The 25,028-nt window shown below is 65.5% G+C and carries 25 protein-coding genes; 15 read left to right on the forward strand and 10 right to left on the reverse strand.

Annotated features, from left to right (window positions below):
• Positions 1 to 2: 2 nt before the first annotated feature.
• From OZN62_RS07230 to OZN62_RS07240, 3 genes are read right to left on the reverse strand one after another with little or no spacing between them, the layout of a single operon-like run.
• Entirely contained in the window at positions 3 to 1,760 is a 1,758-nt protein-coding gene (locus OZN62_RS07230) for a cation:proton antiporter domain-containing protein (RefSeq protein ID WP_269098819.1), read from the reverse strand.
• A 30-nt stretch (positions 1,761 to 1,790) separates the two neighbouring features.
• Positions 1,791 to 2,828, reverse strand: a complete 1,038-nt coding sequence (locus tag OZN62_RS07235; protein WP_269098821.1) for a zinc transporter ZntB — start codon at positions 2,826 to 2,828, stop codon at positions 1,791 to 1,793.
• Between the two features lie 51 nt (positions 2,829 to 2,879).
• Positions 2,880 to 4,283, reverse strand: coding sequence for an MFS transporter (locus OZN62_RS07240; protein ID WP_330848771.1), 1,404 nt, complete (start codon positions 4,281 to 4,283; stop codon positions 2,880 to 2,882).
• Positions 4,284 to 4,350: 67 nt separating this feature from the next.
• Here OZN62_RS07240 and ispG point away from each other — a divergent pair, with 67 nt between their 5' ends.
• The 6 genes from ispG (at position 4,351) to OZN62_RS07270 (ending at position 9,577) form a co-directional block, all read left to right on the forward strand.
• A complete protein-coding gene (gene ispG / locus OZN62_RS07245) occupies positions 4,351 to 5,490 on the forward strand; it encodes a flavodoxin-dependent (E)-4-hydroxy-3-methylbut-2-enyl-diphosphate synthase (RefSeq protein WP_269102125.1) in 1,140 nt (379 codons plus the stop codon).
• Between the two features lie 160 nt (positions 5,491 to 5,650).
• A complete protein-coding gene (locus tag OZN62_RS07250) occupies positions 5,651 to 6,166 on the forward strand; it encodes a thioredoxin family protein (protein WP_269098823.1) in 516 nt (171 codons plus the stop codon).
• Between the two features lie 68 nt (positions 6,167 to 6,234).
• Positions 6,235 to 6,768: a retropepsin-like aspartic protease family protein gene (locus OZN62_RS07255; protein WP_269098824.1), complete on the forward strand. Its 534-nt coding sequence runs from the start codon at positions 6,235 to 6,237 to the stop codon at positions 6,766 to 6,768.
• 5 nt (positions 6,769 to 6,773) lie between these two features.
• Positions 6,774 to 7,703 carry a hypothetical protein gene (locus tag OZN62_RS07260; protein WP_269098826.1) on the forward strand — a complete coding sequence of 310 codons (930 nt, stop codon included), beginning with the start codon at positions 6,774 to 6,776 and terminating at the stop codon, positions 7,701 to 7,703.
• Between the two features lie 53 nt (positions 7,704 to 7,756).
• The gene (locus tag OZN62_RS07265; RefSeq protein WP_269098827.1) at positions 7,757 to 8,461 is read left to right on the forward strand and encodes a murein L,D-transpeptidase catalytic domain-containing protein; all 705 of its coding nucleotides are present in this window, start codon (positions 7,757 to 7,759) and stop codon (positions 8,459 to 8,461) included.
• Positions 8,462 to 8,677: 216 nt separating this feature from the next.
• Positions 8,678 to 9,577: a DMT family transporter gene (locus OZN62_RS07270; protein WP_269098828.1), complete on the forward strand. Its 900-nt coding sequence runs from the start codon at positions 8,678 to 8,680 to the stop codon at positions 9,575 to 9,577.
• A 5-nt stretch (positions 9,578 to 9,582) separates the two neighbouring features.
• Here OZN62_RS07270 and OZN62_RS07275 read toward each other — a convergent pair whose 3' ends face one another.
• Positions 9,583 to 9,750: a hypothetical protein gene (locus OZN62_RS07275; protein ID WP_269098829.1), complete on the reverse strand. Its 168-nt coding sequence runs from the start codon at positions 9,748 to 9,750 to the stop codon at positions 9,583 to 9,585.
• Positions 9,751 to 9,916: 166 nt separating this feature from the next.
• Here OZN62_RS07275 and acnA point away from each other — a divergent pair, with 166 nt between their 5' ends.
• The gene (gene acnA / locus OZN62_RS07280; RefSeq protein ID WP_269098831.1) at positions 9,917 to 12,592 is read left to right on the forward strand and encodes an aconitate hydratase AcnA; all 2,676 of its coding nucleotides are present in this window, start codon (positions 9,917 to 9,919) and stop codon (positions 12,590 to 12,592) included.
• On the forward strand, positions 12,592 to 13,017 hold the full coding sequence (locus OZN62_RS07285; protein ID WP_269098833.1) for a rhodanese-like domain-containing protein: 426 nt from the start codon (positions 12,592 to 12,594) through the stop codon (positions 13,015 to 13,017). The genes acnA and OZN62_RS07285 overlap by 1 nt, the downstream gene beginning before the upstream one ends.
• A gap of 58 nt (positions 13,018 to 13,075) precedes the next feature.
• Here OZN62_RS07285 and OZN62_RS07290 read toward each other — a convergent pair whose 3' ends face one another.
• Positions 13,076 to 13,177: a PEP-CTERM sorting domain-containing protein gene (locus OZN62_RS07290; protein WP_269098834.1), complete on the reverse strand. Its 102-nt coding sequence runs from the start codon at positions 13,175 to 13,177 to the stop codon at positions 13,076 to 13,078.
• A 4-nt stretch (positions 13,178 to 13,181) separates the two neighbouring features.
• Here OZN62_RS07290 and OZN62_RS07295 point away from each other — a divergent pair, with 4 nt between their 5' ends.
• Complete coding sequence (locus OZN62_RS07295) at positions 13,182 to 13,688, forward strand: hypothetical protein (protein ID WP_269098835.1); 507 nt, start codon at positions 13,182 to 13,184, stop codon at positions 13,686 to 13,688.
• 126 nt (positions 13,689 to 13,814) lie between these two features.
• The gene (locus tag OZN62_RS07300; protein WP_269098836.1) at positions 13,815 to 14,564 is read left to right on the forward strand and encodes a hypothetical protein; all 750 of its coding nucleotides are present in this window, start codon (positions 13,815 to 13,817) and stop codon (positions 14,562 to 14,564) included.
• 341 nt (positions 14,565 to 14,905) lie between these two features.
• Here OZN62_RS07300 and ruvB read toward each other — a convergent pair whose 3' ends face one another.
• From ruvB to ruvA, 4 genes are read right to left on the reverse strand one after another with little or no spacing between them, the layout of a single operon-like run.
• Positions 14,906 to 15,946, reverse strand: a complete 1,041-nt coding sequence (gene ruvB, locus OZN62_RS07305) for a Holliday junction branch migration DNA helicase RuvB (RefSeq protein WP_269098837.1) — start codon at positions 15,944 to 15,946, stop codon at positions 14,906 to 14,908.
• Positions 15,943 to 16,389 carry a hypothetical protein gene (locus OZN62_RS07310; RefSeq protein ID WP_269098838.1) on the reverse strand — a complete coding sequence of 149 codons (447 nt, stop codon included), beginning with the start codon at positions 16,387 to 16,389 and terminating at the stop codon, positions 15,943 to 15,945. The genes ruvB and OZN62_RS07310 overlap by 4 nt, the downstream gene beginning before the upstream one ends.
• Positions 16,390 to 16,400: 11 nt before the next feature.
• Positions 16,401 to 16,946 carry a DsrE family protein gene (locus OZN62_RS07315; protein ID WP_269098839.1) on the reverse strand — a complete coding sequence of 182 codons (546 nt, stop codon included), beginning with the start codon at positions 16,944 to 16,946 and terminating at the stop codon, positions 16,401 to 16,403.
• A 10-nt stretch (positions 16,947 to 16,956) separates the two neighbouring features.
• Complete coding sequence (gene ruvA / locus OZN62_RS07320; RefSeq protein ID WP_269098841.1) at positions 16,957 to 17,571, reverse strand: Holliday junction branch migration protein RuvA; 615 nt, start codon at positions 17,569 to 17,571, stop codon at positions 16,957 to 16,959.
• Positions 17,572 to 17,821: 250 nt separating this feature from the next.
• Between ruvA and aroC the strand changes: the two genes are divergently transcribed.
• Positions 17,822 to 18,892 carry a chorismate synthase gene (gene aroC / locus OZN62_RS07325; protein ID WP_269098843.1) on the forward strand — a complete coding sequence of 357 codons (1,071 nt, stop codon included), beginning with the start codon at positions 17,822 to 17,824 and terminating at the stop codon, positions 18,890 to 18,892.
• Positions 18,883 to 19,461: a ferric reductase-like transmembrane domain-containing protein gene (locus OZN62_RS07330; protein WP_269098845.1), complete on the forward strand. Its 579-nt coding sequence runs from the start codon at positions 18,883 to 18,885 to the stop codon at positions 19,459 to 19,461. Before aroC ends, OZN62_RS07330 begins: the two co-directional genes overlap by 10 nt.
• On the opposite strand, the gene OZN62_RS07335 is transcribed toward OZN62_RS07330, so the two are convergent.
• Complete coding sequence (locus OZN62_RS07335) at positions 19,446 to 19,949, reverse strand: helix-hairpin-helix domain-containing protein (RefSeq protein WP_269098846.1); 504 nt, start codon at positions 19,947 to 19,949, stop codon at positions 19,446 to 19,448. The genes OZN62_RS07330 and OZN62_RS07335 overlap by 16 nt on opposite strands.
• 294 nt (positions 19,950 to 20,243) lie before the next feature.
• Here OZN62_RS07335 and ahpC point away from each other — a divergent pair, with 294 nt between their 5' ends.
• From ahpC to katG, 3 genes are all read left to right on the forward strand, one after another.
• On the forward strand, positions 20,244 to 20,810 hold the full coding sequence (ahpC, locus tag OZN62_RS07340) for an alkyl hydroperoxide reductase subunit C (RefSeq protein ID WP_269098848.1): 567 nt from the start codon (positions 20,244 to 20,246) through the stop codon (positions 20,808 to 20,810).
• A gap of 171 nt (positions 20,811 to 20,981) precedes the next feature.
• A complete protein-coding gene (gene ahpF, locus OZN62_RS07345; RefSeq protein WP_269098850.1) occupies positions 20,982 to 22,574 on the forward strand; it encodes an alkyl hydroperoxide reductase subunit F in 1,593 nt (530 codons plus the stop codon).
• Positions 22,575 to 22,779: 205 nt separating this feature from the next.
• On the forward strand, positions 22,780 to 24,999 hold the full coding sequence (katG, locus tag OZN62_RS07350) for a catalase/peroxidase HPI (RefSeq protein ID WP_269098851.1): 2,220 nt from the start codon (positions 22,780 to 22,782) through the stop codon (positions 24,997 to 24,999).
• The last annotated feature ends 29 nt before the right edge of the window (positions 25,000 to 25,028 follow it).

The following is a 25,028-nucleotide window of genomic DNA, read 5'->3' on the forward strand; positions in this document are numbered from 1 at the left end:
GCTCAGTTCTCACCGCGCAGCTGCCGTTGCTGCTCGCGCGTCATTTCCTGCGCGGCATAGATATCGCCCGCTTCCATCTGCACGCTCATGCGTTCGCGGTCGTGGCTGCGGTACTTGGCTTCCGCCTCGTCGATATCGCGCTCGCTCAGCCCGACATATTCGAGCGCCATCAGGCCCATCCTGACGGCGGACTCGAACATTTCGCGCACCACGTATTCAACCGGCGTATCGGCCATTGCGATGACCGTGCGCCGGTCGTAGCCGCGGACGTAGATGGCTGCCTTGGGAAAGGCTTCCTTCACCGACTCGATCAGTTCCTTGTCGATATCCCGGATGCAGAACATGATCAGCTGCGCTTCGCCGGCACCGGCCTGGCGCAACATGTCCACGCGCGTGCCGTCGCCGTAGTAGACCTTGCTGCCGAATTGCTCGGACAGTTCGATCTGACTCTGCTTCTTGTCGATCAGGGTGACCGCCAGCTTGCCGCTCTGCAGCACCTGCGCCACGCTCTGGCCGAAGCGGCCGTAGCCGACCACGATCGCGTGCGCGCCTTCGTCGCGGGGGCCTTCGTGCCTGCCTTCGTCGTCCTCACCGCGCGGTTCGCGGCGGATGCGGGAAGTCGCCAGCATCAGGAACGGCGTGGCCGCCATGGAGAGGGTAACGATGGCCCCGAACAGACTCGACTGCTCGGCATTCAGCAGCCCGCCCGCCAGCGCCTGCGTGTAGAGGACAAAGGCGAACTCGCCGCCCTGGCTCAGCAGCAGGCCCAGCGCCAGGGCCGCACGCCAGGTCATCTTCAGCAGCAGGCCCAGCCCCATGATGATGGCGGTCTTGAGGGCGATCAGCAGCACGGCGAAGCCGATGACGAACAGCGGGTTCTCGGCAATGACGCCGAGGTCCAGCATCATGCCGACGGCAACGAAGAACATGCCCAGCAGGATGGCGCGGAACGGCTCGATGTCGGCCTCCAGTTCGTGCCGGTAAGGGGTGTCGGCCAGCATCACGCCGGCGACGAAGGCCCCCAGCGCGGCGGACAGGCCCAGCGAGGTCATCACTACGGCGCTGGCGAGCACGGTAAACAGGGCGGCGACGACGAACAGCTCGCGCTCGCCGAGGTGGCCGATCAGGCGGAACAGCGGACGGATGACGAGGCGGCCCGCAGCGACGAGGCCGAACACGGCGGCCAGAGTCAGCACGCCCAGCCACCATCCGGACGGCCCCTCATCCCCGCCCTGCCCCAGCGCCGCAACAATGGTAATCAGCGGGATGATCGACAGGTCCTGGAACAACAGGATGGAGAAGGCGCGCTCACCAAACGGCGTGCGCAGCTGGCCGCCCGATTGCAGCATGGGCAGCACCTGCGCGGTGGAGGACAGGCCCAGCGGCAGACCGATGGCCAGCGCGGCGGCCAGCGGGTAACCGGCCAGCGCCAGCACGGTGGCGGAAACCGCCAGCCCGCAGATGACCACCTGTGACAGACCCAGCCCGAAGATCGCGCCCTTCAATCGCCACAAGCGCGCGGGCGATAGCTCCAGGCCGACGACGAACAGCAGCATGACGATGCCGAGTTCGGCAATCTCGGCCATTTCCTCCGCGCCGGAGACCAGCCCCAGCACGCTCGGCCCCAGCAGCGCGCCGGCGACGAGATAACCCAGCGTCGCCCCGAGGCCCGCCTTGCGGAAGGCGAGCACGGCCACCATCGCAAATCCCAGCATCAGCAGGGCATCACGCAACAGTAATCCGGCGCCGTGTTCTTCCATAGTCCGCAGGCTCCTTCCGAGCTTACCGCGCTAGAGCCACTTCCACTTCCAGAACAGGATGATCTGGGCCAGCAGGATCATTCCACACAGGCCGACCACGATCCAGAAGCCGTGCACGTCGTCTACGCCCGGCATGCCGCCCACGTTGATCCCCATCAGCCCGGTGAGGAACCCCAGCGGCAGGAAGATCGCGGCGACGATGGTGAGCAGGTAATTGGTGCGTTCCGAACGCGACAGTGCGCGGGCGCGAATGTCATCCTGCAGCACCAGCGCGCTTTCCTTGGAGATGTTGATGTCCTCGAGGTAGCGCCGCAGCCGGTCGATGCTTTCGGCGATTTCGCGGCGGTCGTCGTCTTCGAACCATTCAGGGGCAGAGCGGGAAATGATCTCCAGCGCCTCGTGCTGCGGGGCCATGTGGCGCTGCAGGCTGAGGCAATTGCGCCGGATCACGGCGATGCGCGAAAGCATCTCGTCGGTATCGGTCTCGGTGCCCTTCGCTTCCATCTCGTCGATGGCGTCGTTCATGTCGACGATGGAGGAATTCATCCGCGCGATCATCGCTTCGACCAGGTCGGTGATCGTACGCCCGGCATCGCAGGGCCCGCGCCCGGCGTCGATCTGTGCCAGCACTTGCCGCGGCGTCTGCAAGGGGCGCCGCCGCAGCGTGTAGAGCCGCTGGCCATCGCTCCAGACCTGCAGGGCGACCATGTCTTCCGGCTCCGCACCGGGATTGAAGTTGATGCCTCGCAGCGTCGCCACCAGCGTGTTTCCCTCGCGGAAGGCACGCGGGCGGGTGTCGTTGCTAACCAGCAGTTCCGCCGTCGGTTCCGGAATGCCGTGGGCCTGGAGCCAGCCTTGAACCCCCTCGATGTTGCGACAGATGTGCAGCCACAGGAATTCGCCGTCATCGCCCGGCTGCCACTTGTCCGCTTCGGCCCAGGTGATCGGACGACCGCCGCCCTTGCCGTCGAGCACACGGCCGAAAAGCAGCGGAGCGTCGTCGGGACTGTCATTGCCTCCTTGCTGGGATGCCGCGGTGTCCAACTCTTGCTGTTCGGAATCAACCATTCCACCCTCATGCCGCAATTGCCTGTCCAAGTCATCGTCGCACATTCCGGATCAGGCGGGCGCGATCTCCGGCTGCTCTGCATGCGGCGCGTCGCGGTGCGATGGTACGGTGATGAGCAGGGTCAGTGCAGTCGCCACGAGAATGCCGATAGCGAGGAAGAACAGCGGTGCCTGCAATCCGCCGAACCCGGCCAGCAGGGCAAAGGTGAACCCCGCAAAACTCGTCCCCTGGTTCACGAAAGCCATGTAGATAGAGAACTGCGTCGCGCCGGTCTTCGGATCGCAAAAGGCCATGTTGATCGCGCCGTTCCCGGTGCCCACGAGGTTGTAGAGCACCGTCCATCCAACCGCGATCACCCAGATCATCCAGGCCTCGGCCCAAAACGATTCCAGCAGGGCGAAGGCACCGATGGCGACGGCAAACAGGGCATAGGTCAGGATCTGGAATTGCTTGGCACCCAAGCGCGAGCAGAGCCAGCCACCCAGCGTGATGGCCGCAATTGCCGATACCAGCTGTGCGGTGCCGTTGGCAGCGCCGATCTGCGCCTCGTTCCAGCCCGCGTAATTGGCCGCAATCAGGGGTACTGCCACTGCCATCGTGCCATATCCCAGGCCGCGCAGGAAAATGGACCCGCTCCAGATCAGGCTGTCGCGCCGGAACAGGTAGCGGAAGGCCCCCTTCAGCAGTTCCACCCAGCTATCCGCCTGGATCGCGACGCTGTCGGGCGATGCAGAGCCGTCGCTCCACGGCAAGCGGCGTTCGCCGGTGCGCTCCCGCACCCAGACGAGATAGGCGGTTATGAAGATGATCACGATGGCGGCGCTTACGTAGCCGGCGCCCACCCCGAACTGGTAGATGATTAGCCCGGCAATGGAGGCGGTAATGGCAATGCCCAGCGCCTGCCCACCTGCCATGATCCCACCGGCATAGCCGCGCTCGCCCTTGTCGCAGATATCGACGGCCAGGGCATCGGCGGCAACATCCTGGAACACCACGGCAAGGCTGACAATGAACGCGATTGCGCCCAGCAGCACCTCGTCGCGGGGCCCCGGTTCCAGCAGCGCGCACAGCAGCAGGCTGGTAATCATGACCACCTGCGAACCGATCAGCCACGCCCTGCGTCGCCCCATGGGTAAATAGGCATAACGGTCCATCAGCGCGCCGTTGACGAACTTAAGGCTCCACGGAATGGCGGCCATGCCGATGACATAGCCGATCTCTCCCGCTGTCGCCCCGCTCGCGGCCATCCACGCAGGAATTGCAAATTCAAGCAGCCCGATAGGGATGCCCTGCGCGAGATAGAGAATGAGAATTGTTGACAGCCGCATTCCGCGGTTGTCCGTCATGCACGGGTTCGCAAACACTTCTCGCCCCCTCGAAAGCGTTCGTGCGACCCGCTGTGTGGTGAATTTGTCCGTCGGAACAGGGCAATTGTCAATGCGCGGGCAAGACATGGCCAAGAGGCTGTCATTGCTCCTTCATGGAAGCGCGCCTATATCCCCGCTCATGTCCGCAGACGCCATCTCAAAGGTCCGCCCGTGGCGCATGATAGAGCGCCGTCAGTCCCGCCAGATCATGGTCGGCAACGTTCCCGTTGGCGGCGATGCGCCGATTACGGTGCAGACCATGACCAATACGCCGACCGAAGATGTCGGCGCCACGATCGACCAGATTCGCCGCTGCGAGGAGGCTGGCGCGGACATCATCCGCGTGTCCTGCCCCACGGCGGAGGCAACCGAGAATTTCGACAAGATCACCGCGGCGGCGAACATCCCGATCGTCGCCGACATCCACTTCCACTACAAGCGCGCGCTGGAAGCGGCGGACAAGGGCGCGGCCTGCCTTCGCATCAATCCCGGCAACATCGGTGACGACAAGCGCGTGGCCGAGGTCGTGCGCGCGGCCAAGGCCAACGGCTGCGCGATCCGCATCGGCGTTAACGCGGGTTCGCTGGAAAAGGACTTGCTGGAGAAATACGGCGAACCTTGCCCCGAGGCGCTGATCGAAAGCGCGCTCGACCACATCAAGCTGCTGCAGGACCACGACTTCCACGAATTCAAGGTGGCAGTGAAGGCCAGCGACGTGTTCCTCGCCGTCGCCGCCTATCACGGCCTGGCCGAGGCGGTGGACTGCCCGCTGCACCTTGGCATTACCGAGGCCGGTGGCCTGATCGGCGGCACGGTGAAAAGTTCCATCGGCATCGGTTCGCTGCTGTGGGCCGGCATCGGCGACACCATCCGCGTGTCGCTGTCGGCAGAGCCGGAAGAGGAAGTGCGCGTCGGCTTCGAGATCCTCAAGGCGCTGGGCCTGCGCACGCGCGGCGTCCGCATCGTCTCCTGCCCGTCGTGCTCGCGGCAGGGCTTTGACGTCATCCGCACGGTGGAGGCGCTGGAGAAGCGGCTGGAGCACATCAAGACGCCGATGAGCCTGTCGGTGCTCGGCTGCGTGGTGAACGGCCCCGGCGAAGCGCGCGAGACCGACATCGGCATCACCGGCGGCGGCGCCGGCAAGCACATGGTTTACCTGTCCGGCGTTACCGACCATCATGTCGAGAGCGACGCCATGCTCGACCACATCGTTTCGCTGGTCGAAGCCAAGGCTGCCGAGATCGAGGCGGGCACCGCCACTGCCTTCGATCCGCATGCCGAAGCGGCGGAATAGAAGGGGGAACACCATGAGCGACGAGAAGAAGGTCGAGAAGCTTACGCCCGCCGAGGAAAAGCGCATCATCGCCGAAAAGGAAGCCGCTGCCGCCAAGGCCAAGGCCAAGGAAGGCAAGAAGTAGGCAGCCATGCAACGGGCCGGTTCACGCACCTTACGATTGGTAACGCTGGCCCCGCTCGCATTGGCGCTGGCGGCCTGCGCCACGACCGCGCCCGGCCAGCAGGCCGCGGCAGGCCACCACGGCGCACACGACTATCCGGAGGCGGCGTCCTACACCGTCACCGAGAATCCCTCTGCCGAGGTCGATGCCGCGCTGGAGCGCGCTGCCGCCAACGGCACGCGCCTGCTGCTGGTGATGGGGGCCAACTGGTGCCACGACAGCCGCGCGCTGGCCGGCTGGCTGGAAACCCCGCGCTTCGCCGCCCTGGTGGAACAGCATTACGAACTGGTCTTCGTGAATATCGGCATGCCGCAGACGGGCGACGGCCATAACCTCGACATCGCCCGCCGTTTCGGGCTGGACGGCCTGCCCGGCACGCCCAACCTGCTGGTCGTCACCGCCGAGGGTGAACTGGTGAATGCCGATACGGCCACCACCTGGCGCAACGCTGCCAGCCGCAGCGAAGACGCCATTTACACCGAATTGCTGGATCTCGCCGCTCAGCCCGCCTGACGGGCGATTTTGCCTTTCGCTTCGCGCCTTTACTCCGTGGCAAGGCTTGCCCGTTACACAGGCGGGCGATGGATCCTAAACTTGCCCTGTCCTGCGTGTTGATCGTCGGCGGTGCCGTCGGCGTGGCGCTGCCGGTTTTCCATGCGGAAGAACAGCTTACGCAAGCCGCCAGCAGCACAAATGCCGAGACCCTGACCATCGGATCGTTGCAGGAAACACCCGTTTCCGGCTGGGGTGACGAAATCATCCTCGATCGCGAACGCGACGGTCATTTCTATGCCGATGTGAATGTCGACGGCGTTTCCTCACGGATGCTGGTCGATACCGGCGCCAGCGTGGTGGCCCTGACGGGCGACGATGCGCGCGCCATGGGACTATATTGGGACGAGAGCGAAGTCCGCCCGGTGGCGCAGGGCGCCAGCGGCGCCGTGCACGGTGTCCACACCACCCTGCCCCGCGTGCGGGTCGGCGAATTCGTCGCCAATGACGTGCAGGCGATCATCGTCCCCCAGGGCCTGGGCATTTCGCTGCTGGGCCAGTCTTTCCTGGGCACGATCGACAACGTCAGCATCGTTGACGATCGCATGGTGCTGGGGGGCTGACCGCCATGAACATGACCAGCTTCCTGCCGCGTCGCTGGCGAGACAAGAAGGATGCCGCCCGCCACGCAGAGGCGATTGCCGGCATTCTCGATACCCCGCCCATCGAGCCGCGACAGGACGGGCTGGTGCTGTTCTCCATGATCGGCACGGCCGTGCTGCTGCCTTACCTGGTGGCGGTGAAATCGCTGTGGCACGAATTGCGCCGGGGCCGCGTGGCGATCCTCGACGACGGCACGCTGACCGCGCAGGACCGCGCCATCCTGGCGCATCACTGCGGCGATCCGGAAATCCTGCGCATCGACCAGGTGGCGCTGAACGAATTTCCCGCCGGGGGGACGTGGGAGCGCCTGCTCACCATCCTCGATCACCGCGTGGGCGAATACTGGATCCAGCTCGACAGCGACACGGTGACCATCGGCCCCGTGCCCGAAGTGACAGAAGCGATCGCGCGCAACCGCAGCTTCCTGTTCCTTGGTGGCAAGGATGCCGAAGTCGGCCCGCTCCCCCTGCGGGAGTTCCGCCAGCAGTTCTATCCCGACGGCGAGGCCGAGGGCCACGTGCAGTCGCGCATTGAATCGCGGCTCGACAGCATCCCGGAAAAGCGCGGCTGGAAATATGCCCGCGGCTGTTCCGGTTTTGCCGGCTTCGCCGCCATGGGCACGGGCCGTCCGCTCGCCTCCGCCTTCCTGGCCGAGATGAAGCGGATGATCGGGGAAGAGGACGTGACCATCTGGGGCACCGAACAGGTCACCTCCAACTTCCACCTGTCCAACGAGGCGGAACCGGTGGTGCTGCCCTACGATCGCTACATGAACTACTGGAACGAGGACTGGGGCGACGACACCAGCTTCGTCCACTTCGTGGGTACGCACCGGCACGACAACGGCGCCTATATCGAAGCCAGCCTGAGCGCGATCGCGAGGCTGAAAAGCTAGGCGCAAGCAGTCCGTATGGACAAGGCCCGGCAGAAACGTGCAAAATGCCTGCCATGAACCGCCGCCAGCTCCTTACCGCGAGTCTCGCCACGGGGGCCGCGCTTGCCGCTGCGCCGGCGCGTGTCTTCGCCCAGGCTGCACCTGACCTGCGCACCCGCCGACTGCTCGACGTGGCGCGCCGCGAGGTCGAACGCGCGGGCAGCGCGCTGTGGCGGCGAGACCTGGTTGGCATCGCCGACTTCGGCCTGCACTCCAGCCTGCCGCGCTTCCATTTCGTGAACCTCGAATCCGGTTCGGTCGACAGCGCACTGGTGACCCACGGCAGCGGCTCCGACCCGGAACATGACGGCTGGCTCAACGAATATTCCAACGTGCCGGACAGTTGGGCGACCAGCCGCGGCGCCTACATTTCCTGGGAATGGTACGAAGGGCGCTACGGCACCTCCGTACGGCTGGGCGGGCTGGACGAGGACAATTCCAACGCCTTCCCGCGCGCCATCGTGATGCATGCCGCCGAATATGCCTCCGCCGCCCATGTCGAGCGCTGGGGTCGGCTTGGTCGCTCCAACGGCTGCTTCGCCTTCGGTCCGGAGGTCTTCCAGTCGGCCATGTACCGCCTGTCCGGCGGTCGCCTGCTGTTCGCCGATACGCTGGGCATCGGCGAGAATGGCGAGGACGTCGCGCGGCCCCGGCAGCAGAGCGTGGATTTCGAAGCCGTGGCGGCAGGTCGTCGCCAGCCGGTGACGGAAACGACCTGACGACCTGACCTAGGTCGCGATCGTCCGGATATCGTCGACGATCTCGATAACCTCTTCGTCGCCTTCAAGCGCGCGATGCTCATTCGATTCGAAACGCGGTTATTCATCTTCGTCCTGCAATTCGCCGTTCGGCCCCGCCCCAATCGGGCAAGTGCGCTTGCCCACTGCTGCACGCCGGGAGTGACGAAAAGCTCCGCTGCCCCTAGGGCGATTCTCGTGGAGCACCCTGAGCGCCTTGTCCTGCCCTTCCTCGCCGCGATTGCAGGCGTCGCCTGCCTGTCGCTGATGGACGCGCTGATGAAGGAAGCCTCTCTGGCGGCGGGCGTGTTCACCGCCTCCTTCCTCCGTTCGCTGCTCGCCGCCGGTATCGCCGTGCCGCTGTGGCTGGCGCAGAAGCCGCGCTGGCCGCGCGGACCGGTGATGAAGCTGCATGTCGAGCGCGGCGTGATCTCCGCCTTCATGGCGCTGTCGTTCTTCTATGCCCTCACCAAGCTGCCGATCGCCGAGGCCATCGCCATCAGCTTCGTCGCGCCGCTGGTGGCGCTCTACTTTGCGCACTTGCTGCTGGGAGAGCAGATCTCGCGCGGGGCCATCGGCGCCTCGCTGCTTGGCTTTGCCGGGACACTGGTGATCGTGTGGGGCCGGCTGGGCCGCAGTGATTTCGGCGAGGATACCGCGCTCGGCCTTGCCTCGCTGGCGTTTTCGGCACTGCTATATGCCTATAATTTCGTGATTATCCGCAAGCAGTCGCAGCTCGCCGGGCCGCTGGAAGTGGCGGTCTTCCATTCCGGTATCAGCGCGACGGTGCACCTGCTGGCCGTGCCCTTCCTGTTCGTCATGCCGCAGGTCGAGACCTTCGGCACCGTCGCCGGGGCCGCCGTGCTCAGCGTGGGCGCCTCGATGACGATCGCCTGGGCCTATGCCCGCGCCGAGGCGCAGGTGCTGGTGCCGGTGGAATATTCGGGCTTCCTGTGGGCGGCCCTATTCGGCTGGCTGTTCTTCCGGGAAACGGTGACCGTGCCGACCATGGTGGGCGTGGTCATCATCGTGGTGGCCTGCTGGATCGCCGCCCCGCGAGCAAAACGCGCGGCGACCACCGAAGCGGCCAATCTCTAGCTGTCTTACCGATCCACGGTCAGGACCTCGTCCTCGATCTCTTCGTCGAACCAGCCGGACTTCTGCCAGACCAGCCCAACTGCAGCGCCCAGGAAGGCCGCCACCACGAGCGCCGACAGCATCACCAGCACCCCCAGCGGGGTCTTGCGTTTCTGCGGTGTTCCCAGTGCCATGGCGGCGATCGTCCTGCTTTCTGCCAAGCGGACCGGGCCGCTTGATTGCTGCATTGCATCATCGGAAACTTGACCTGCGCCGCGTAAAAGCGCAACTCGCCCCCGAAACGGCCCCACCCTCGCAAGTCCGGGGCCGAACTGCAACACACTAGAGGACCAATCGCCCATGACTCAGGTCGGATCCAACTCGCTCGGCACCCGCAAGACTCTCGACGTAAACGGCAAGACCTATGCCTACTACTCGCTGAAAGCCGCTGCCGAGAAGGTTGGCGACGTGTCGCGCCTGCCTTTCAGCATGAAGGTGCTGCTGGAAAACATGCTGCGCTTCGAGGACGAGGGCTTCACCGTCGGCGAAGAACATGTCCGCGCGGTGGCCAACTGGGCCAACAACCCGGTGACCGGTGACGAGATCCAGTATCGCCCCGCACGCGTGCTGCTGCAGGATTTCACCGGCGTGCCCTGCGTGGTGGACCTAGCCGCCATGCGTGACGCCATCGGCAAGCTCGGCGGCGATACCGCCAAGATCAACCCGCAGGTTCCCGTGAACCTCGTCATCGACCACTCGGTGATGGTCGACGAATTCGGCACGCCGCAGGCCTTCGAGCACAACAAGGCACTCGAATACGAGCGCAATGCCGAGCGTTACGACTTCCTCAAGTGGGGCGCTAAGAGCCTCGAGAACTTCTACGCCGTGCCCCCGGGAACCGGCATCTGCCACCAGGTGAACCTCGAGCACATCGCCAAGGGCATCTGGTCGTCGGAAGATCAGAACGGCGAACTGGTCGCCTATCCGGACACCTGCGTCGGCACCGACAGCCACACCACCATGATCAACGGCCTGGGCGTGCTGGGCTGGGGCGTCGGCGGCATCGAGGCCGAAGCCGCCATGCTCGGCCAGCCGATCTCCATGCTGATCCCCGAGGTCGTCGGCTTCCGCCTCGACGGCAAGATGGCCGAGGGCATCACCGCCACCGACCTGGTGCTGACCTGCGTGCAGATGCTGCGCGAGCACGGCGTGGTTGGCCGCTTCGTCGAATTCTACGGCCCGGGCGTCGCCAACCTGTCGCTGGCCGATCGTGCCACCATCGCCAACATGGCGCCCGAATACGGCGCCACCTGCGGCTTCTTCGGCATCGACGAGAAGACCATCGAATACCTGCGCCTGACCGGCCGCAGCGAAGACGACATCGCGCTGGTCGAAGCCTATGCCAAGGAACAGGGCATGTGGTTCACGCCGGAGAACGAGCCGGTGTTCTCCTCCACCCTGCAGCTGGACATGGACAAGGTCGTCCCCAGCCTGGCCGGCCCGAAGCGCCCGCAGGACAAGGTCGCGCTGCCGCAGGTCGACGAACTGTTCAACACCGACCTGAAGAAGCTCTACAACAAGGATGCCGCCGAGCGCGTCGCCGTCGAGGGCAAGGATCACGACGTTGGCGACGGCGACGTGGTGATCGCCGCCATCACCAGCTGCACCAACACCTCCAACCCCGACGTGCTGATCGCCGCCGGCCTCGTCGCCAAGAAGGCGCGTGAGAAGGGCCTGGCGCCCAAGCCGTGGGTGAAGACCAGCCTCGCACCGGGTTCGCAGGTGGTCACCGATTACCTGGTGAAGAGCGGCCTGCAGGACGATCTCGACGCCATCGGCTTCGACCTCGTCGGCTATGGCTGCACCACCTGCATCGGCAATTCCGGCCCGCTGGCCGCGCCGATCAGCAAGGCGATCAACGAGAACGACCTCGTCGCCGCATCGGTGCTGTCCGGCAACCGCAACTTCGAAGGCCGCGTCTCGCCGGACGTGCGCGCCAACTTCCTCGCCTCGCCGCCGCTGGTGGTCGCCTATGCACTGAAGGGCACGGTTACCGAGGATATCACCACCACGCCGATCGGGCAGGACCAGGACGGCAACGACGTGATGCTGGCCGACATCTGGCCGAGCAACCAGGAAATCGCCGAACACCGCGCCGCCAACATCGACCGCGAGATGTTCGAAACCCGCTATGCCGACGTCTACAAGGGCGATGCCGACTGGCAGGCCATCCAGGTCGAGGCCAGCGACACCTACAACTGGAACCCCGCCAGCACCTATGTCGCCAACCCGCCCTACTTCGAAGGCATGGGCATGGAACCGGCCCCGGTGCAGGACATCGTCGGCGCCAAGCCGCTGGCCGTGCTGGGTGACAGCGTCACCACCGACCACATCAGCCCCGCCGGCTCGATCAAGGAAGATTCGCCCGCCGGTGAATACCTGATCAGCCACCAGGTGCCGAAGAAGGACTTCAACTCCTACGGCTCGCGTCGCGGCAACCACGAAGTGATGATGCGCGGCACCTTCGCCAACATCCGCATCCGCAACGAAATGGTCCCCGGCGTCGAAGGTGGCTACACCACCTACAACGGCGAGCAGATGCCGATCTACGACGCCGCGATGAAGCACAAGGCCGACGGCACCCCGCTGGTCGTCATCGGCGGCAAGGAATACGGCACCGGCTCCAGCCGCGACTGGGCGGCCAAGGGCACCATCCTGCTGGGCGTGCGCGCGGTGATCGTGGAAAGCTACGAGCGTATCCACCGCTCCAACCTGATCGGCATGGGCGTGCTGCCGCTGCAGTTCAAGGAAGGCCAGGGTCGCGAGAGCCTGAAGCTCGACGGCGATTGCAGCTTCACCATCAAGGGGCTGGACAACCTGTCGCCGCGCCAGGACGTGGAAGTCGAGGTGACCCGCGCAGACGGCTCGACCGAGACCTTCACCGCGCTGTGCCGCATCGATACCGCCAACGAGATGGAATACTACAAGAACGGCGGCATCCTGCACTACGTGCTGCGCAAGCTGGCCGCCAACTGATGCGGATCGCCGCCCTCGTCCTCGCCTGCACCACGCTGGCCGGCTGCTCGCTCGAGCAGGACGCCTCGGCCATGGCCGTGGGCGAGGAGGAGGCGGTGGCCTCCGTCGAGCTGATGAGCATCGAGGAACTCGCCCCGCTGGTGGCAGCGGGCGAGGTGGTGCTGATCGACGTGCGCCGGCCCGACGAATTTGCCGAGGGACGCCTTCCCGGCGCCCTCAATGCCCCAGTCGAGACCTTCGATCCCGCTGCCATCCCGATCGAGGATGGCCGCGAGACGATCCTCTACTGCCGCTCCGGCAATCGCTCCACCCGTGCCGCCGAAATGCTGGCCGAACACCTGCAGGGCAAGGTTCGCCATGTCGAAGGCGGCTTCGTCGCCTGGCAGGAAGCGGGCAACGAAGTCATCGTCTCGCCCGAGGGTTGAGCAAAAGAAAAGGCGACTCCGACGGAGCCGCCTTTCCCCCCTGTTGAGCTGGCCTGACCTAGGCTGCGAGGCTTTCGCCCTTGCCGTCCTTGCGGCGGCGACGCAGCAGTACAGCGCCGGCTGCTGCGCCGAACAGCAACAGCATCCCTGGTGCCGGCACCTGCGTGCCCGAGGTCGAACCGCTCGTTGTCCCGCCCGAGCTGCTGCTCGTGGAACTCGAAGTCGAAGTGCTCGAAGAGGTGCTCGACGAGGTCGACGTTGAGGTGCTCGTGCTGGTCGAGGTCGAGCTGGAGCCCGACGTCGACGAAGTCACATTGCCCGAGGTCGAACTGGTCGAGGTGACGCCACCGGTGGTGGTCGACACGCCACCCGTGCTGGTCGAGGTCGTGGTGGTCACCCCGCCGGTGGTCGAGCCGCTGGAGCTGCCGCCGCTGGTCGTCGTGGTCGAGCCGCCAGTGGTGGTCGAACCGCCCGTCGTGGTCGAGGTGGTGTTGCCCCCGGTCGAGGTCGTGCTGGTGACGTTGCCCGAAGTCGTCGTACTCGAGGTTGCGCCCGAAGAGGTCGACGTGGTCGAGGCACCGCTGGTGGTGCTGCCGGTCGTGCTGCCGCCGCTGGTGGTCGACGAGGTGGTCGATCCGGTCGAGGAACCGTGGCCGCTGCTGCCGCCATAGCTGCTGGAGCTGCCGTGACCGCCCGAAGACCCATGGCCGCCGGACGAACCGTGACCGCCCGAGCTGCCGCTGGACGAACCGCTCGACGAACCGCTGCTGCTGCCGCTGGTCGAGGAGCTGCCGCTGGTGCTGCCGCCGGTTGAGGTGCTGGTCGACGAGCTGCCCGAGCTGGAGCTGGAGCCGCTGGTCGACGAGGTCACGTTGCCCGAAGAGGACGAGGTGCTCGTCACGCCGCCGGTGGTGCTGGTGACGCCGCCGGTGGACGACGAGGTCGTGCTGGTCACGCCGCCGGTGCTGGTGCTGGTCGACGAACCGCCGGTCGAGCTGGTGCTGGTCACCGTGCCCGAGCTGGTCGACGTGGACGAGCCACCGGTCGAGGTCGTGCTGGTGAAATTGCCCGAGCTGGTGGAGGTCGAGCCGCCCGAGGTCGAGGTCGACGAGCCACCCGAGCTGGTCGAGGTCGACGAGCCACCCGAGCTGGTCGAGGTCGACGAGCCGGTCGAGCTGTTGTCGTTGTCGATGTCGATGATGATGTCGCCGCTCGACGAGCCGCTGCTGGAGCCGGTCGTCGTCGTGCTCATGTCGATGGCGACGCTGCCGCCGCTCGAACCGCCGAAGAAGCCGCCGAAGAAACCTCCGCCGAAGCCGCCGCCGGTGCTGCCGCCGACGATGATCGGCTGGCCGCCACCGCCGCCGCAGCACTGCTGGGGCGCGGTGGGAAGCGGCGGCAAAGGCAGCGGCGGAGGCGGAGCCTCGGCTTCGACGACACGACGCAGGCGGCGCTGCGGGCGCGGGGCCGGCGGGATCTCGCGGCGCGCGACAGGCTCTTCCTTCACCGAGACCAGTTCGGGCTCTTCGTCCTTGTCAGACTTGTAGCTGACTTGCGCAGCCTGCGGCTCGGCGACATGCACCGCCCCGCCTGCCACAACTGCACCGCCCGCGGCTGCGGCGGTGAGTTTCGCAATGGCCATACGTACCGACATAAAGAATCTCTCTTTGCCTTGCCGGAGGCTGGCGCGAATGGCCCGAGTGACACTTCTCGCCTTTTCCGGTGCCTGCAAAAGAGACCCGTAAATCCCTAAATCGCAATTGCGTTAACCATGATTCAGGCGCCTAGAAGCCTAAAAAATCGCCCAATTCTGCGCCTTCGCGCCCGACTGTCCCACAATGGAACCGAAAACCGGACGGTTTGGTGAGCACCGGGTTAACCCAGGGCTTCAGCCATCGTCCGGGAACAGGCCGCCCTGCCCGCCGCCAGCCGGAGTCGCAGGGGGAGTCATGCCCAGGTGCAGCCAGCCACCATCGTTGAGGCAGCGCCCGCGCGCGGTGCGGGCGATCAGGCCGAGCTGGATGAGGTACGGCTCGATCACTTCCTCCACCGTGTCGCGCGGTTCGGCCAGACCGGCGGCAAGCGTTTCGACGCCCACCGGGCCGCCCTTGTAAGTGGTTGCGATCATGGAGAGATAGCGCCGGTCCATGGCATCGAGGCCAAGCTGGTCGATCTCCAGCCGGGTAAGCGCTTCGTCGGCGATTCCGGAGCTGACCGTGCCCGCACCCTTGACCTGCGCGAAGTCGCGCACGCGCCGCAGCAGGCGCCCGGCGACACGCGGCGTGCCCCGGCTGCGACGAGCGATCTCGCGCGCGCCCGTGGCATCGATCGCCATGCCCAGCAGCCCGGCCCCGCGGGTGACCACATGCATCAGCTCTTCCTCGGTGTAGAACACCAGCCGCACGGGGATGCCGAAGCGGTCGCGCAAGGGCGTGGTGAGCAGCCCCTGCCGGGTGGTCGCGCCGACCAGCGTGAAAGGCGGTAGGTCGATCCGCACGGAGCGCGCCGACGGCCCCTCGCCGATGATGATGTCGAGCGCGCGGTCCTCCATCGCCGGATAGAGCACTTCCTCCACCACCGGATTGAGCCGGTGGATCTCGTCGATGAACAGCACGTCATGCGGTTCGAGGTTGGTCAGCAGCGCGGCAAGATCGCCCGCCTTGGCGATGACCGGGCCGCTGGTGGCGCGGAAACCGACGCCCAGCTCCTTGGCCACGATCTGCGCCAGCGTGGTCTTGCCCAGCCCCGGCGGGCCGAAGAACAGCACGTGGTCCATCGCCTCCGACCGTCCCCGCGCCGCCTCGATGAAGACGCGCAGGTTGTCGCGCGCGGCTTCCTGCCCGACGAACTCGCCCAGCGACTTCGGCCGCAGGGCTGCATCCGGGTCTTCCGGCTGGCGATCAGGGGAGTGGATGGGTTGGTCGGTCATGCTATCCCGTTCAAGGCATTGAACGAGCCGATTATGAAGAAAATTAGACTAAGGATGGCTGCCGCACTCGCAAAGCGTCGATACCGGTCAGATTCCCGATCATATTTTCCGGCATTCTTCCCATCTGGTTCTCCGATAACGGCCATTGCGCTATAAAAAGAGTACATCCTATTTGTATTCAATAACTTGAATAGCAGGAAATTGGCCAAGAGAGCTCCGAAAAGCCCTAGAGAATATAGCGCGAATGCAATCCGGAGGCCGCTAGCATCGAACTCCGCCTCGGTGTTGCCAAGGTAGGTAAGCAGAGAAATTATGGCCGCACCGTTCGCCAGGAAAAGCGATTGCATTACCGATTGGCCATAACCGGCTGCCTGTTCTCCAGCTTTGTGGGCGTCTTCACAGTAGAACCTGAATCGTTCGACAGAAGGGTCTGGCACGGTCATGTTTCAGCTCCTCAAAACGGGTTCACCGTGTAGCCGCGCTGTTGCAACAGCGCATGGGCGGTCATGGCCGATAGCGCCATCTGCACGCCGGGCGCGAGGTCTGCGTTGGCGATGCCGAGGCCCGCGGCGCTCTGGCCGCAGAGGTAGATCGGTACGCCGAACTCGATCAGTGCGGCGATCAGCGGGAGGTTGGCGTTCTCTGCCCCGTCATGGCGCGCGGCGTAGGCCTCGGCATGCATCAGGTCGAGGCCCGCGCGGCCATGGACCACCACGGCAACCTGGATACGCTCTACCGGCACGCCCGCGCGGGCATGCATGTTGATGAAGCGCGCCACGCTTTCCAGCTGGCGGCTGACCTCGCCCGGCTCGGCTGCCGCGGCAATGTCGAAGCTGTGGCGGAAGGAGGCATCGGCAGGCAGCGGCTCGGTCAGCTCGACTTCGGCAACGGGGCCGTAGTTTTCGAACACCGGGCCGTAGGTGAAGCCTTCGGGATAGCCCTGCGCGGCGGCGGGAGTGGCGAGCAGGCTCGCCGCAACGAAAGCGATCAGTTTCTTCATGGTCATTCCCCTAGCCAGCCGCCCTCTTCAGTGCGACGCGGATCAAGTCGCCCTCTGCCGCGTCGGGGCCGAGTTCTTCCTGCGCCCGCGCCACGGCCTGCGCCGCCACGGCGGGCTTGAAGCCGAGGTTCTGCAAGGCGCTGACGGCATCGGCGCTGGCACCGCCTGCCGCAGACACCGCCGCGACGCCGCCGCCCATCGCTCCGCCAGCCGCACCGGGCATGGCCCCGGCCTTGTCCTTCAACTCGTTGACAATGCGCCCGGCCAGTTTCGGCCCTACGCCCTGCGCGCGGGCCACTGTCGCCGGATCGCTGCCGGCACAGGCATCGCGCAGTTCGCCGGTCGACAGCGCCGAGAGGATGGCGAGCGCCACCTTGCTGCCCACGCCCTGCACCGTATCGAGCAGGCGGAACCAGTCGCGTTCCTCCGCGCTGGCGAAGCCGAGCAGGCGCATGTCGTTCTCGCTCACCTGCAGCTGGGTGAAGATGGTGCAGCCCTCGCCCCGCTCTCCCAGCGTGGCGAGCGTCTTGGTCGAGCAATGGACGAGGTAGCCCACGCCGCCGACGTCGATCACCGCCCAGTCGTCACCGGTTTCGTCGAGCTTGCCTGTCAGCTTTGCAATCATGTTTTGTTCCTGCCCGCATTGGCCCGCAAAAGCCAGCGTCAGTGCGGCTTTTTCCGCAAGGCCCGCGCTGACGTGGAACACATGGAACACTGTCCTGAAGGAGAAAACCAGTACTGCCGGGCGCGCCTTGGGAAAGCGGGACAGGCGATGACCGCAAGACGTCATGCCGCATGGGTGCCTTCCGACACGCGACGTAGGAAAGTTTCCGGATACTCGACAGGCGCGCAAGAATCGCCCAAAGGCGTGCGCCATGAGCTGGAACACTTTCGGACGCGTCTTCCGCTTCACCACCTGGGGGGAGAGCCACGGCCCTGCGCTGGGCGTGGTGGTCGACGGGTGCCCACCAGGCATCGCGCTGAGCGAGGCGGACATCCAGCCGTTCCTCGATGCGAGGAAGCCCGGCCAGTCGAAGTACACCACCCAGCGGCGCGAGCCTGACGAGGTGCGCATCCTGTCCGGCGTGTTCGAGGGTAAGACCACCGGCACCCCGATCAGCCTGATGATCGAGAATACCGATCAGCGCTCGAAGGACTATTCGGAGGTCGCCAAGGCCTATCGCCCCGGTCATGCCGACTACACCTACGACGCCAAGTACGGCTTCCGCGACTATCGCGGTGGCGGGCGTTCCAGCGCGCGCGAGACCGCAGCGCGGGTGGCGGCGGGCGCGATCGCCCGCAAGGTGATCCCCGAAGTCGAGATCAACGCCTGGGTGGAGCAGATCGGCGACGTCGCGCTCGACTATGCGCGTTTCGACAAGGGCGAAATCCGCAACAACCCCTTCTTCTGCCCGGATCCGGAAACGGTGCCGCGCTGGGAGAAGCTGGTCGACGATGCCCGCAAGGGCGGCTCCTCGCTGGGCGCCATGGTCACCTGCTGGGCCGAGGGCGTGCCCGCCGGCTGGGGCGCGCCGATCTATGCCAAGCTCGACAGCGAGCTGGCCGCGGCGATGATGACGATCAATGCCACCAAGGGGGTGGAGATCGGCGACGGCTTTGCCGCGGTGTCGAACACCGGTGAAAGCAATGCCGACCCGATGCGTCCGGGCGCGGACGGCTCCATCGAGTTCAAGGCCAACCACGCGGGCGGCATTGCGGGCGGCATCTCCACCGGCCAGCCGGTCACTTGCCGCGTGGCCTTCAAGCCGACCAGCTCGATCCTGACGCCGGTCGAGACGGTGACTCGCGAGGGCGAAGCAACCGAAATCCAGACCAAGGGTCGCCACGACCCATGCGTCGGCATTCGCGGCGTTCCGGTAGTCGAGGCGATGATGGCGCTCGTGCTGGCGGACCAGAAGCTGCTCCACCGCGCGCAATGCGGCTGATCGCCTCGCGACCCTTCCTGTGGCTGGTGCTGGCGCTGCCCGGCATCTGGATCCTGGGGCAGTGGTGGCTGACGCCCGATGCCTATGGCTATGGCCATGCCATCGCCGATAGCGGCGACTGGGCGGCCTGGCTGCTGATGGCGACGCTGTTCGTCACCCCGCTGCGGCTGCTGCGCAAGGCGGACTGGACCATGTGGCTGATGCGGCGGCGGCGCGACCTCGGCGTCGCCAGCTTCGCCTATGCGGCCGGTCACCTGATCGTCTACGTGTGGAACAAGGCCTCTCTGGAGGCAGTGCTGGGCGAAGCGGGTTCGCCGGAAATCCTGACCGGCTGGCTGGCGCTGGCGCTGTTCCTGCCGCTGGCGGTTACCTCCAACGACAAGTACCTGCGCGCGCTCAAGCGGTCATGGAAGAAACTGCACCGGCTGGTCTACCCGGCGGCGGTGCTGACATTCGTGCACTGGGTGCTGACGGCGTTCGATCCGACGACGGCCTACATCCACATCGGGGTGCTGGCCGCCGTCGAATTGTTACGCGTTTACCTGCAGCGGCGTCAGAGGGTGACGTAGGTCCGCAGGCGGGCGACTTCTTCCTCGTCGACATACTTGCCGATTTCGCGGTCGAACTCGGCCATGTCCTCGTAGGGACGATATTCCTCGAATTCGTGGACCATGCGGTCGGTCATGCCGGGGATCAGCCCGATGGCTTCCGCGCTGGCATCGTTGAGGTTGATCGGCACGAAGACGTTGACCAGCACGGCGGCGGCCTCTTCTTCGGAGACATTGGCCAGCAGCACGGCATTGAGGCCGGTCACGTCGGCATAGGGCTGCCCGGCGACGATCGCCTCGGCCAGTTCGGGGGTGACGCCTTCGACGCCGGCCAGGTCCTCGGCCGTAGCGGTGTTGGCATCGAGCACACCGGCGGTCTCTTCCGCGGCGGCTTCGGTGTCGGCAGCGGCTTCCTCGGTGGGGGTGTCAGCCTCTTCGGCGGTTTCCGAGCAGGCGGCCAGGGTAAGGGCAGTGCCGGCCATGGCGGCGGCGAGTACGAACTTGCGCATTTACGAATCCTCTCTGTTGGGGACGCCCTCCTTAGCCTGCACAAAGCTTGTTGCGAACCCCTCGCAACAATGATTTTTCAGCGCCGCGTCATGGGGGCGCTGAACCGCAGCTTCCCGCCACTTCCGAGTTCAAGTTGCAAAATTTGCATCATGTGTTGATGTTTTTGAAACTTGCGCCCTGTTAATCGATTATTTTAATCGGTCCAATCGACCAAAATCGCTTTTTTGCAGTGCAGCATTCCCTATCTGGCGCGGTGAGTTTTTAAACACCAACCAATCAAAGGGATTACGCAAATGGGTATCATCGGCAGCCAGATTAAGCCGTTCAAGGCCACCGCCTTCCAGGCCGGCAAGGATTTCTTCGACGTCACCGACGAAGACCTGAAGGGCAAGTGGTCCGTGTTCTTCTTCTACCCGGCAGACTTCACCTTCGTCTGCCCGACCGAGCTGGAAGACATGGGTGAAAAGTACGCCATGCTCCAGTCGATGGGCGTCGAAGTCTATGCCGTGTCGACCGACACGCACTTCAGCCACAAGGCCTGGCACGACACCTCGGAAAAGATCGGCAAGCTGCAGTTCCCGTTCCTGGGTGACCAGCTGCACACGCTGTCGAAGAACTTCGACGTGCTGCGCGAGGACATGGGCTTGGCCGATCGCGCCACCTTCGTGGTCGACCCGGACGGTGTCATCCAGATCATGGAAATCACCTGCGAAGGCGTTGGCCGCAATGCCAACGAACTGACCCGCAAGATCAAGGCCGCCCAGTACGTTCGCGAGAACCCGGGCCAGGTCTGCCCGGCCGCCTGGGAAGAAGGCAGCGACACGCTGGCTCCCTCGCTGGACCTCGTCGGCAAGATCTAAGCGACGGCTGACAACCCCCGGCATGAGCAGCCGCTAGCGGTGCCATGCCCTACCCGACCGGCACCTTCCCTCCAGACAAGCCGGATCGGGTCGCCAAGAGGCCCGGGACATCCCCCCCTCCCCCCGTCCCGGGCCTCCAACGCATTTCCCGCCTTTCCCGAGGAGACACCCATGCTCGACGCCACCATGACGCAGCAGCTGAAGACCTATCTCGCCAACCTGCGCGAGCCCGTCGAACTCGTCGCCTCGCTGGGCGATGACGACAAGTCCGCGCAGACGCGCGAACTGCTGGAAGAGATTGCCGCGCTGCACGATTTCGTGACCGCCAGCTTCGATGGCGACGACGCGCGCAAGCCTAGCTTCATCATCCGTCGCGGCTCGGACGCCACCAAGTGGGTGCGCTTCGCCGGCCTGCCGATGGGGCACGAATTCACCAGCCTCGTGCTGGCCCTGCTGTGGGCCGGCGGCCACCCGCCCAAGGTGGAGCAGGAGCTGCTGGACCAGATCGCCGACCTCGAGGAAGACCTCGAGTTCGAGATGTATTTCTCGCTGTCGTGCCACAACTGCCCCGACGTGGTGCAGGCACTGACGCTGATGGCGCTGACCAACCCGCGCATCACCGCCACGCTGATCGAAGGCGGCACGTTCCAGGCGGAAGTCGCCGAGCGCGACGTAATGGCCGTGCCCGCCACCTTCCTTAACGGCCAGCCGTTCTACAACGGCAAGATGACGCTGGAGGAAGTGCTGGCGAAGGTCGATACCGGCGCCGACGCCAAGGCGGCCGAGAAGCTGTCCGCCAAGGACCCGTTCGAGGTGCTGGTGGTGGGCGGCGGCCCCGGCGGCGTGGCCGCATCGATCTATACCGCGCGCAAGGGCATCCGCACCGGGATCGCCGCCGAACGCTTCGGCGGCCAGCTGAACGACACGCTGGGCATCGAGAACCTGCCCGGCACCGAGTATACCGAGGGCCCCCGACTGACGGCGGACCTGGAACGGCAGGTGAAGGCGCAGGACGCCATCGACCTGATGAACCTCGCCACCGCCAAGAAGCTGGTGCCCGCCCCGCATGCCGGCGGCCTGCACGAACTGCACCTGGAGAACGGCGCGGTGCTGAAGGCCCGCAGCCTGATCCTCTCCACCGGCGCCCGCTGGCGCGCGCTCGGCGTGCCGGGCGAGCAGGACTATCGCAACAAGGGCGTGGCCTATTGCCCGCACTGCGACGGCCCGCTGTTCAAGGGCAAGCGCGTCGCCGTGATCGGCGGCGGCAATTCGGGTGTGGAGGCAGCGATCGACCTGGCCGGCATCGTCGGCCACGTCACGCTGATCGAGTTCGACAGCCAGCTGCGCGCCGACCAGGTGCTGCAGGACAAGCTGCGTTCCATGCCCAATGTCGATATCCTGGTGAACGCCCAGACCACCGAGATCACTGGCGACGGCAACAAGGTGGGTGGCCTCACCTACAAGGACCGGGTCACCGGCGAAGAACGCAAGGTCGCGCTGGAAGGCGTGTTCGTGCAGATCGGCCTGGTGCCCAACACCGAGTGGCTGGAAGACAGCGGCATTGAGCTGAGCCAGCATCGCGAGATCGTGATCGACGGCAAGGGCGCGACCAACCTGCCCGGCGTGTTCGCCGCGGGCGACTGCACCACGGTGCCTTACAAGCAGATCGTGGTGGCCATGGGCGCAGGCTCCAAGGCGGCGCTGTCCGCCTTCGATTACCTGATCCGCACCAGCACCACGCAGGAACTGGTCGAAGCCGCCTGATCCGGCCGCTTCCGGCACCGCAGACAAGGGCCCGCTCCTGCATCGGCAGGGGCGGGCCTTTTGTCATGCAGCGAACCCATTGCGGCCAAACGTTCGAAAAATCAGGCAGTCGATTAATGATTGCCAACTAATCGATTGGACTAATGACAATGGCGAGTGCACCTTCTCCGCCGACGAGTCGAATTCACGAGAGGAGAATATCAACATGGACGCTAAGACTGGTTCTATTTCGGGCGGTTGCCCGTTTCACGGCGATGGCGGCACCCGCAGCCTGCTCGGCCGTACCAACCGCGACTGGTGGCCTGACGCGCTGCAGCTCGACATCCTCAAGGAGGACGGTCGCCGCGCCGATCCCTACGATCCGGATTTCGACTATGCCGAGGCGTTCAACGCCGTCGACTACAAGCAGCTGAAGGCCGACCTGACCGCGCTGATGACCGACAGCCAGGACTGGTGGCCGGCTGACTATGGCCACTACGGCCCGTTCTTCATCCGCATGGCCTGGCACGCTGCCGGCACCTATCGCACCGGTGACGGTCGCGGCGGTTCCTCCAGCGGCCAGCAGCGTTTCGCCCCGCTCAACTCGTGGCCGGATAACGGCAACCTCGACAAGGCCCGTCGCCTGCTGTGGCCGATCAAGCAGAAGTACGGCAAGAACATCAGCTGGGCCGACCTGTTCATCCTCACCGGCAATGTCGCCATCGAATCGATGGGTGGCCCGGTGTTCGGCTTCGGCGGCGGCCGCAAGGACGTCTTCGAGCCGGAAATGGTCTACTGGGGCACCGAGGACAAGTGGGTCAACGAAGGCGTTGAAACCCGCATCATCCCGGAAGAAGGCAAGGCGCTGGATAACCCGCTCGCGGCGATCCAGATGGGCCTGATCTACGTCAACCCGGAAGGCCCGGGCGGCAACCCGCACGATCCCGAGGGCATGGCTCGCGACATGCGCGAAACCTTCGCCCGCATGGCCATGAACGACGAGGAAACCGTTGCCCTGACCGCTGGCGGCCACGCCTTCGGCAAGGCCCACGGTGCTGCCCCGTCCGACACCTTCGGCGACGCGCCGGAAGGCGAGCGGCTGGAGCTGATGGGCTTCGGCTGGCTGACCGACGCCGACGAAATCGCCAAGGGCCACATCACCACTTCGGGCATCGAAGGCGCCTGGACTCCGAACCCCACCGAGTGGGGCAACGACTACTTCCGCCTGCTGTTCAAGTATGAATACGAGCTGGTGCAGAGCCCGGCCGGTGCCAACCAGTGGCAGCCGATCAACCCGGATCCGGAAGACATGGCGCCTGACGCGCGCGATCCTTCCAAGAAGGTTCCGACGATGATGACCACCGCCGACATGGCGCTGAAGCGCGACCCGGAATATCGCAAGATTTCCGAGAAGTTCCTCAACGACCAGGCGGCGCTGGACGATGCCTTCGCCCGCGCGTGGTTCAAGCTGACCCACCGCGACATGGGCCCGAAGGTCCGCTACATGGGCCCCGAAGTCCCCGCGGAAGACCTGATCTGGCAGGATCCGGTGCCCGCCGGCACCACCCCGTCGGACAGCGATGTCGCGGCCTTCAAGTCGGCCGTGCTGGATAGCGGCCTGACCGTCTCCGAACTGGTCAAGGCGGCCTGGGCTTCGGCCTCGACCTACCGCAATTCCGACCATCGCGGCGGCGCCAACGGTGCCCGCGTGCGCCTGGCCCCGCAGAAGGACTGGGCGGTCAACGATCCGGACGAGCTGGGCAAGGTGCTGGCCAAGCTGGACGAACTGCGCGGCAACCTGTCGATGGCCGATGCCATCGTGCTGGCTGGCGCTGCGGCCGTCGAGAAGGCGGCCAAGGACGGCGGCCACGATGTCAGCGTGAACGTCACCACCGGCCGCGGCGATGCCGGCGAAGAGCACACCGATGCCGAGAGCTTCGAACCGCTCGAGCCGTTCGCTGACGGTTTCCGCAACTACCTGAAGACCAAGGCTTCGGTGAAGACCGAGGAAATGCTGATCGACCGTGCCCATCTGCTCGGCCTCTCGATCCCCGAGATGACCGCGCTGGTCGGCGGCATGCGGGCGCTGGGTGCTGTCACCAAGCACGCTGCGCACGGCAACAAGATCGGCGTGCTCACCGAACGTCCGGGCGTGCTGTCGAACGACTTCTTCGCGAACCTGCTCGATATGGGCACCGTCTGGGAAGTGGTCGATGACAGCGGCGACGAGGAATTCGTCGGCAAGGACCGTAAGTCCGGTGCCGAGAAGTGGCACGCGACCCGGACCGACCTAGTCTTCGGCTCCAACTCGCAGCTGCGGGCGATCGCCGAAGTCTTCGCCGAGAACGGCGGCGAGGCAAAGTTCGTCGAGACCTTCGTGTCCGCCTGGACCAAGGTGATGGACGCGGATCGCTTCGACCTGCGTTGCGCCAAGTACCACAAGTAATCGGCTTCACCCGATTGCACGAAAGGGCC

The organism is Aurantiacibacter sp. MUD11, assembly GCF_026967575.1.
Classification (GTDB): Bacteria; Pseudomonadota; Alphaproteobacteria; order Sphingomonadales; family Sphingomonadaceae; genus Alteraurantiacibacter.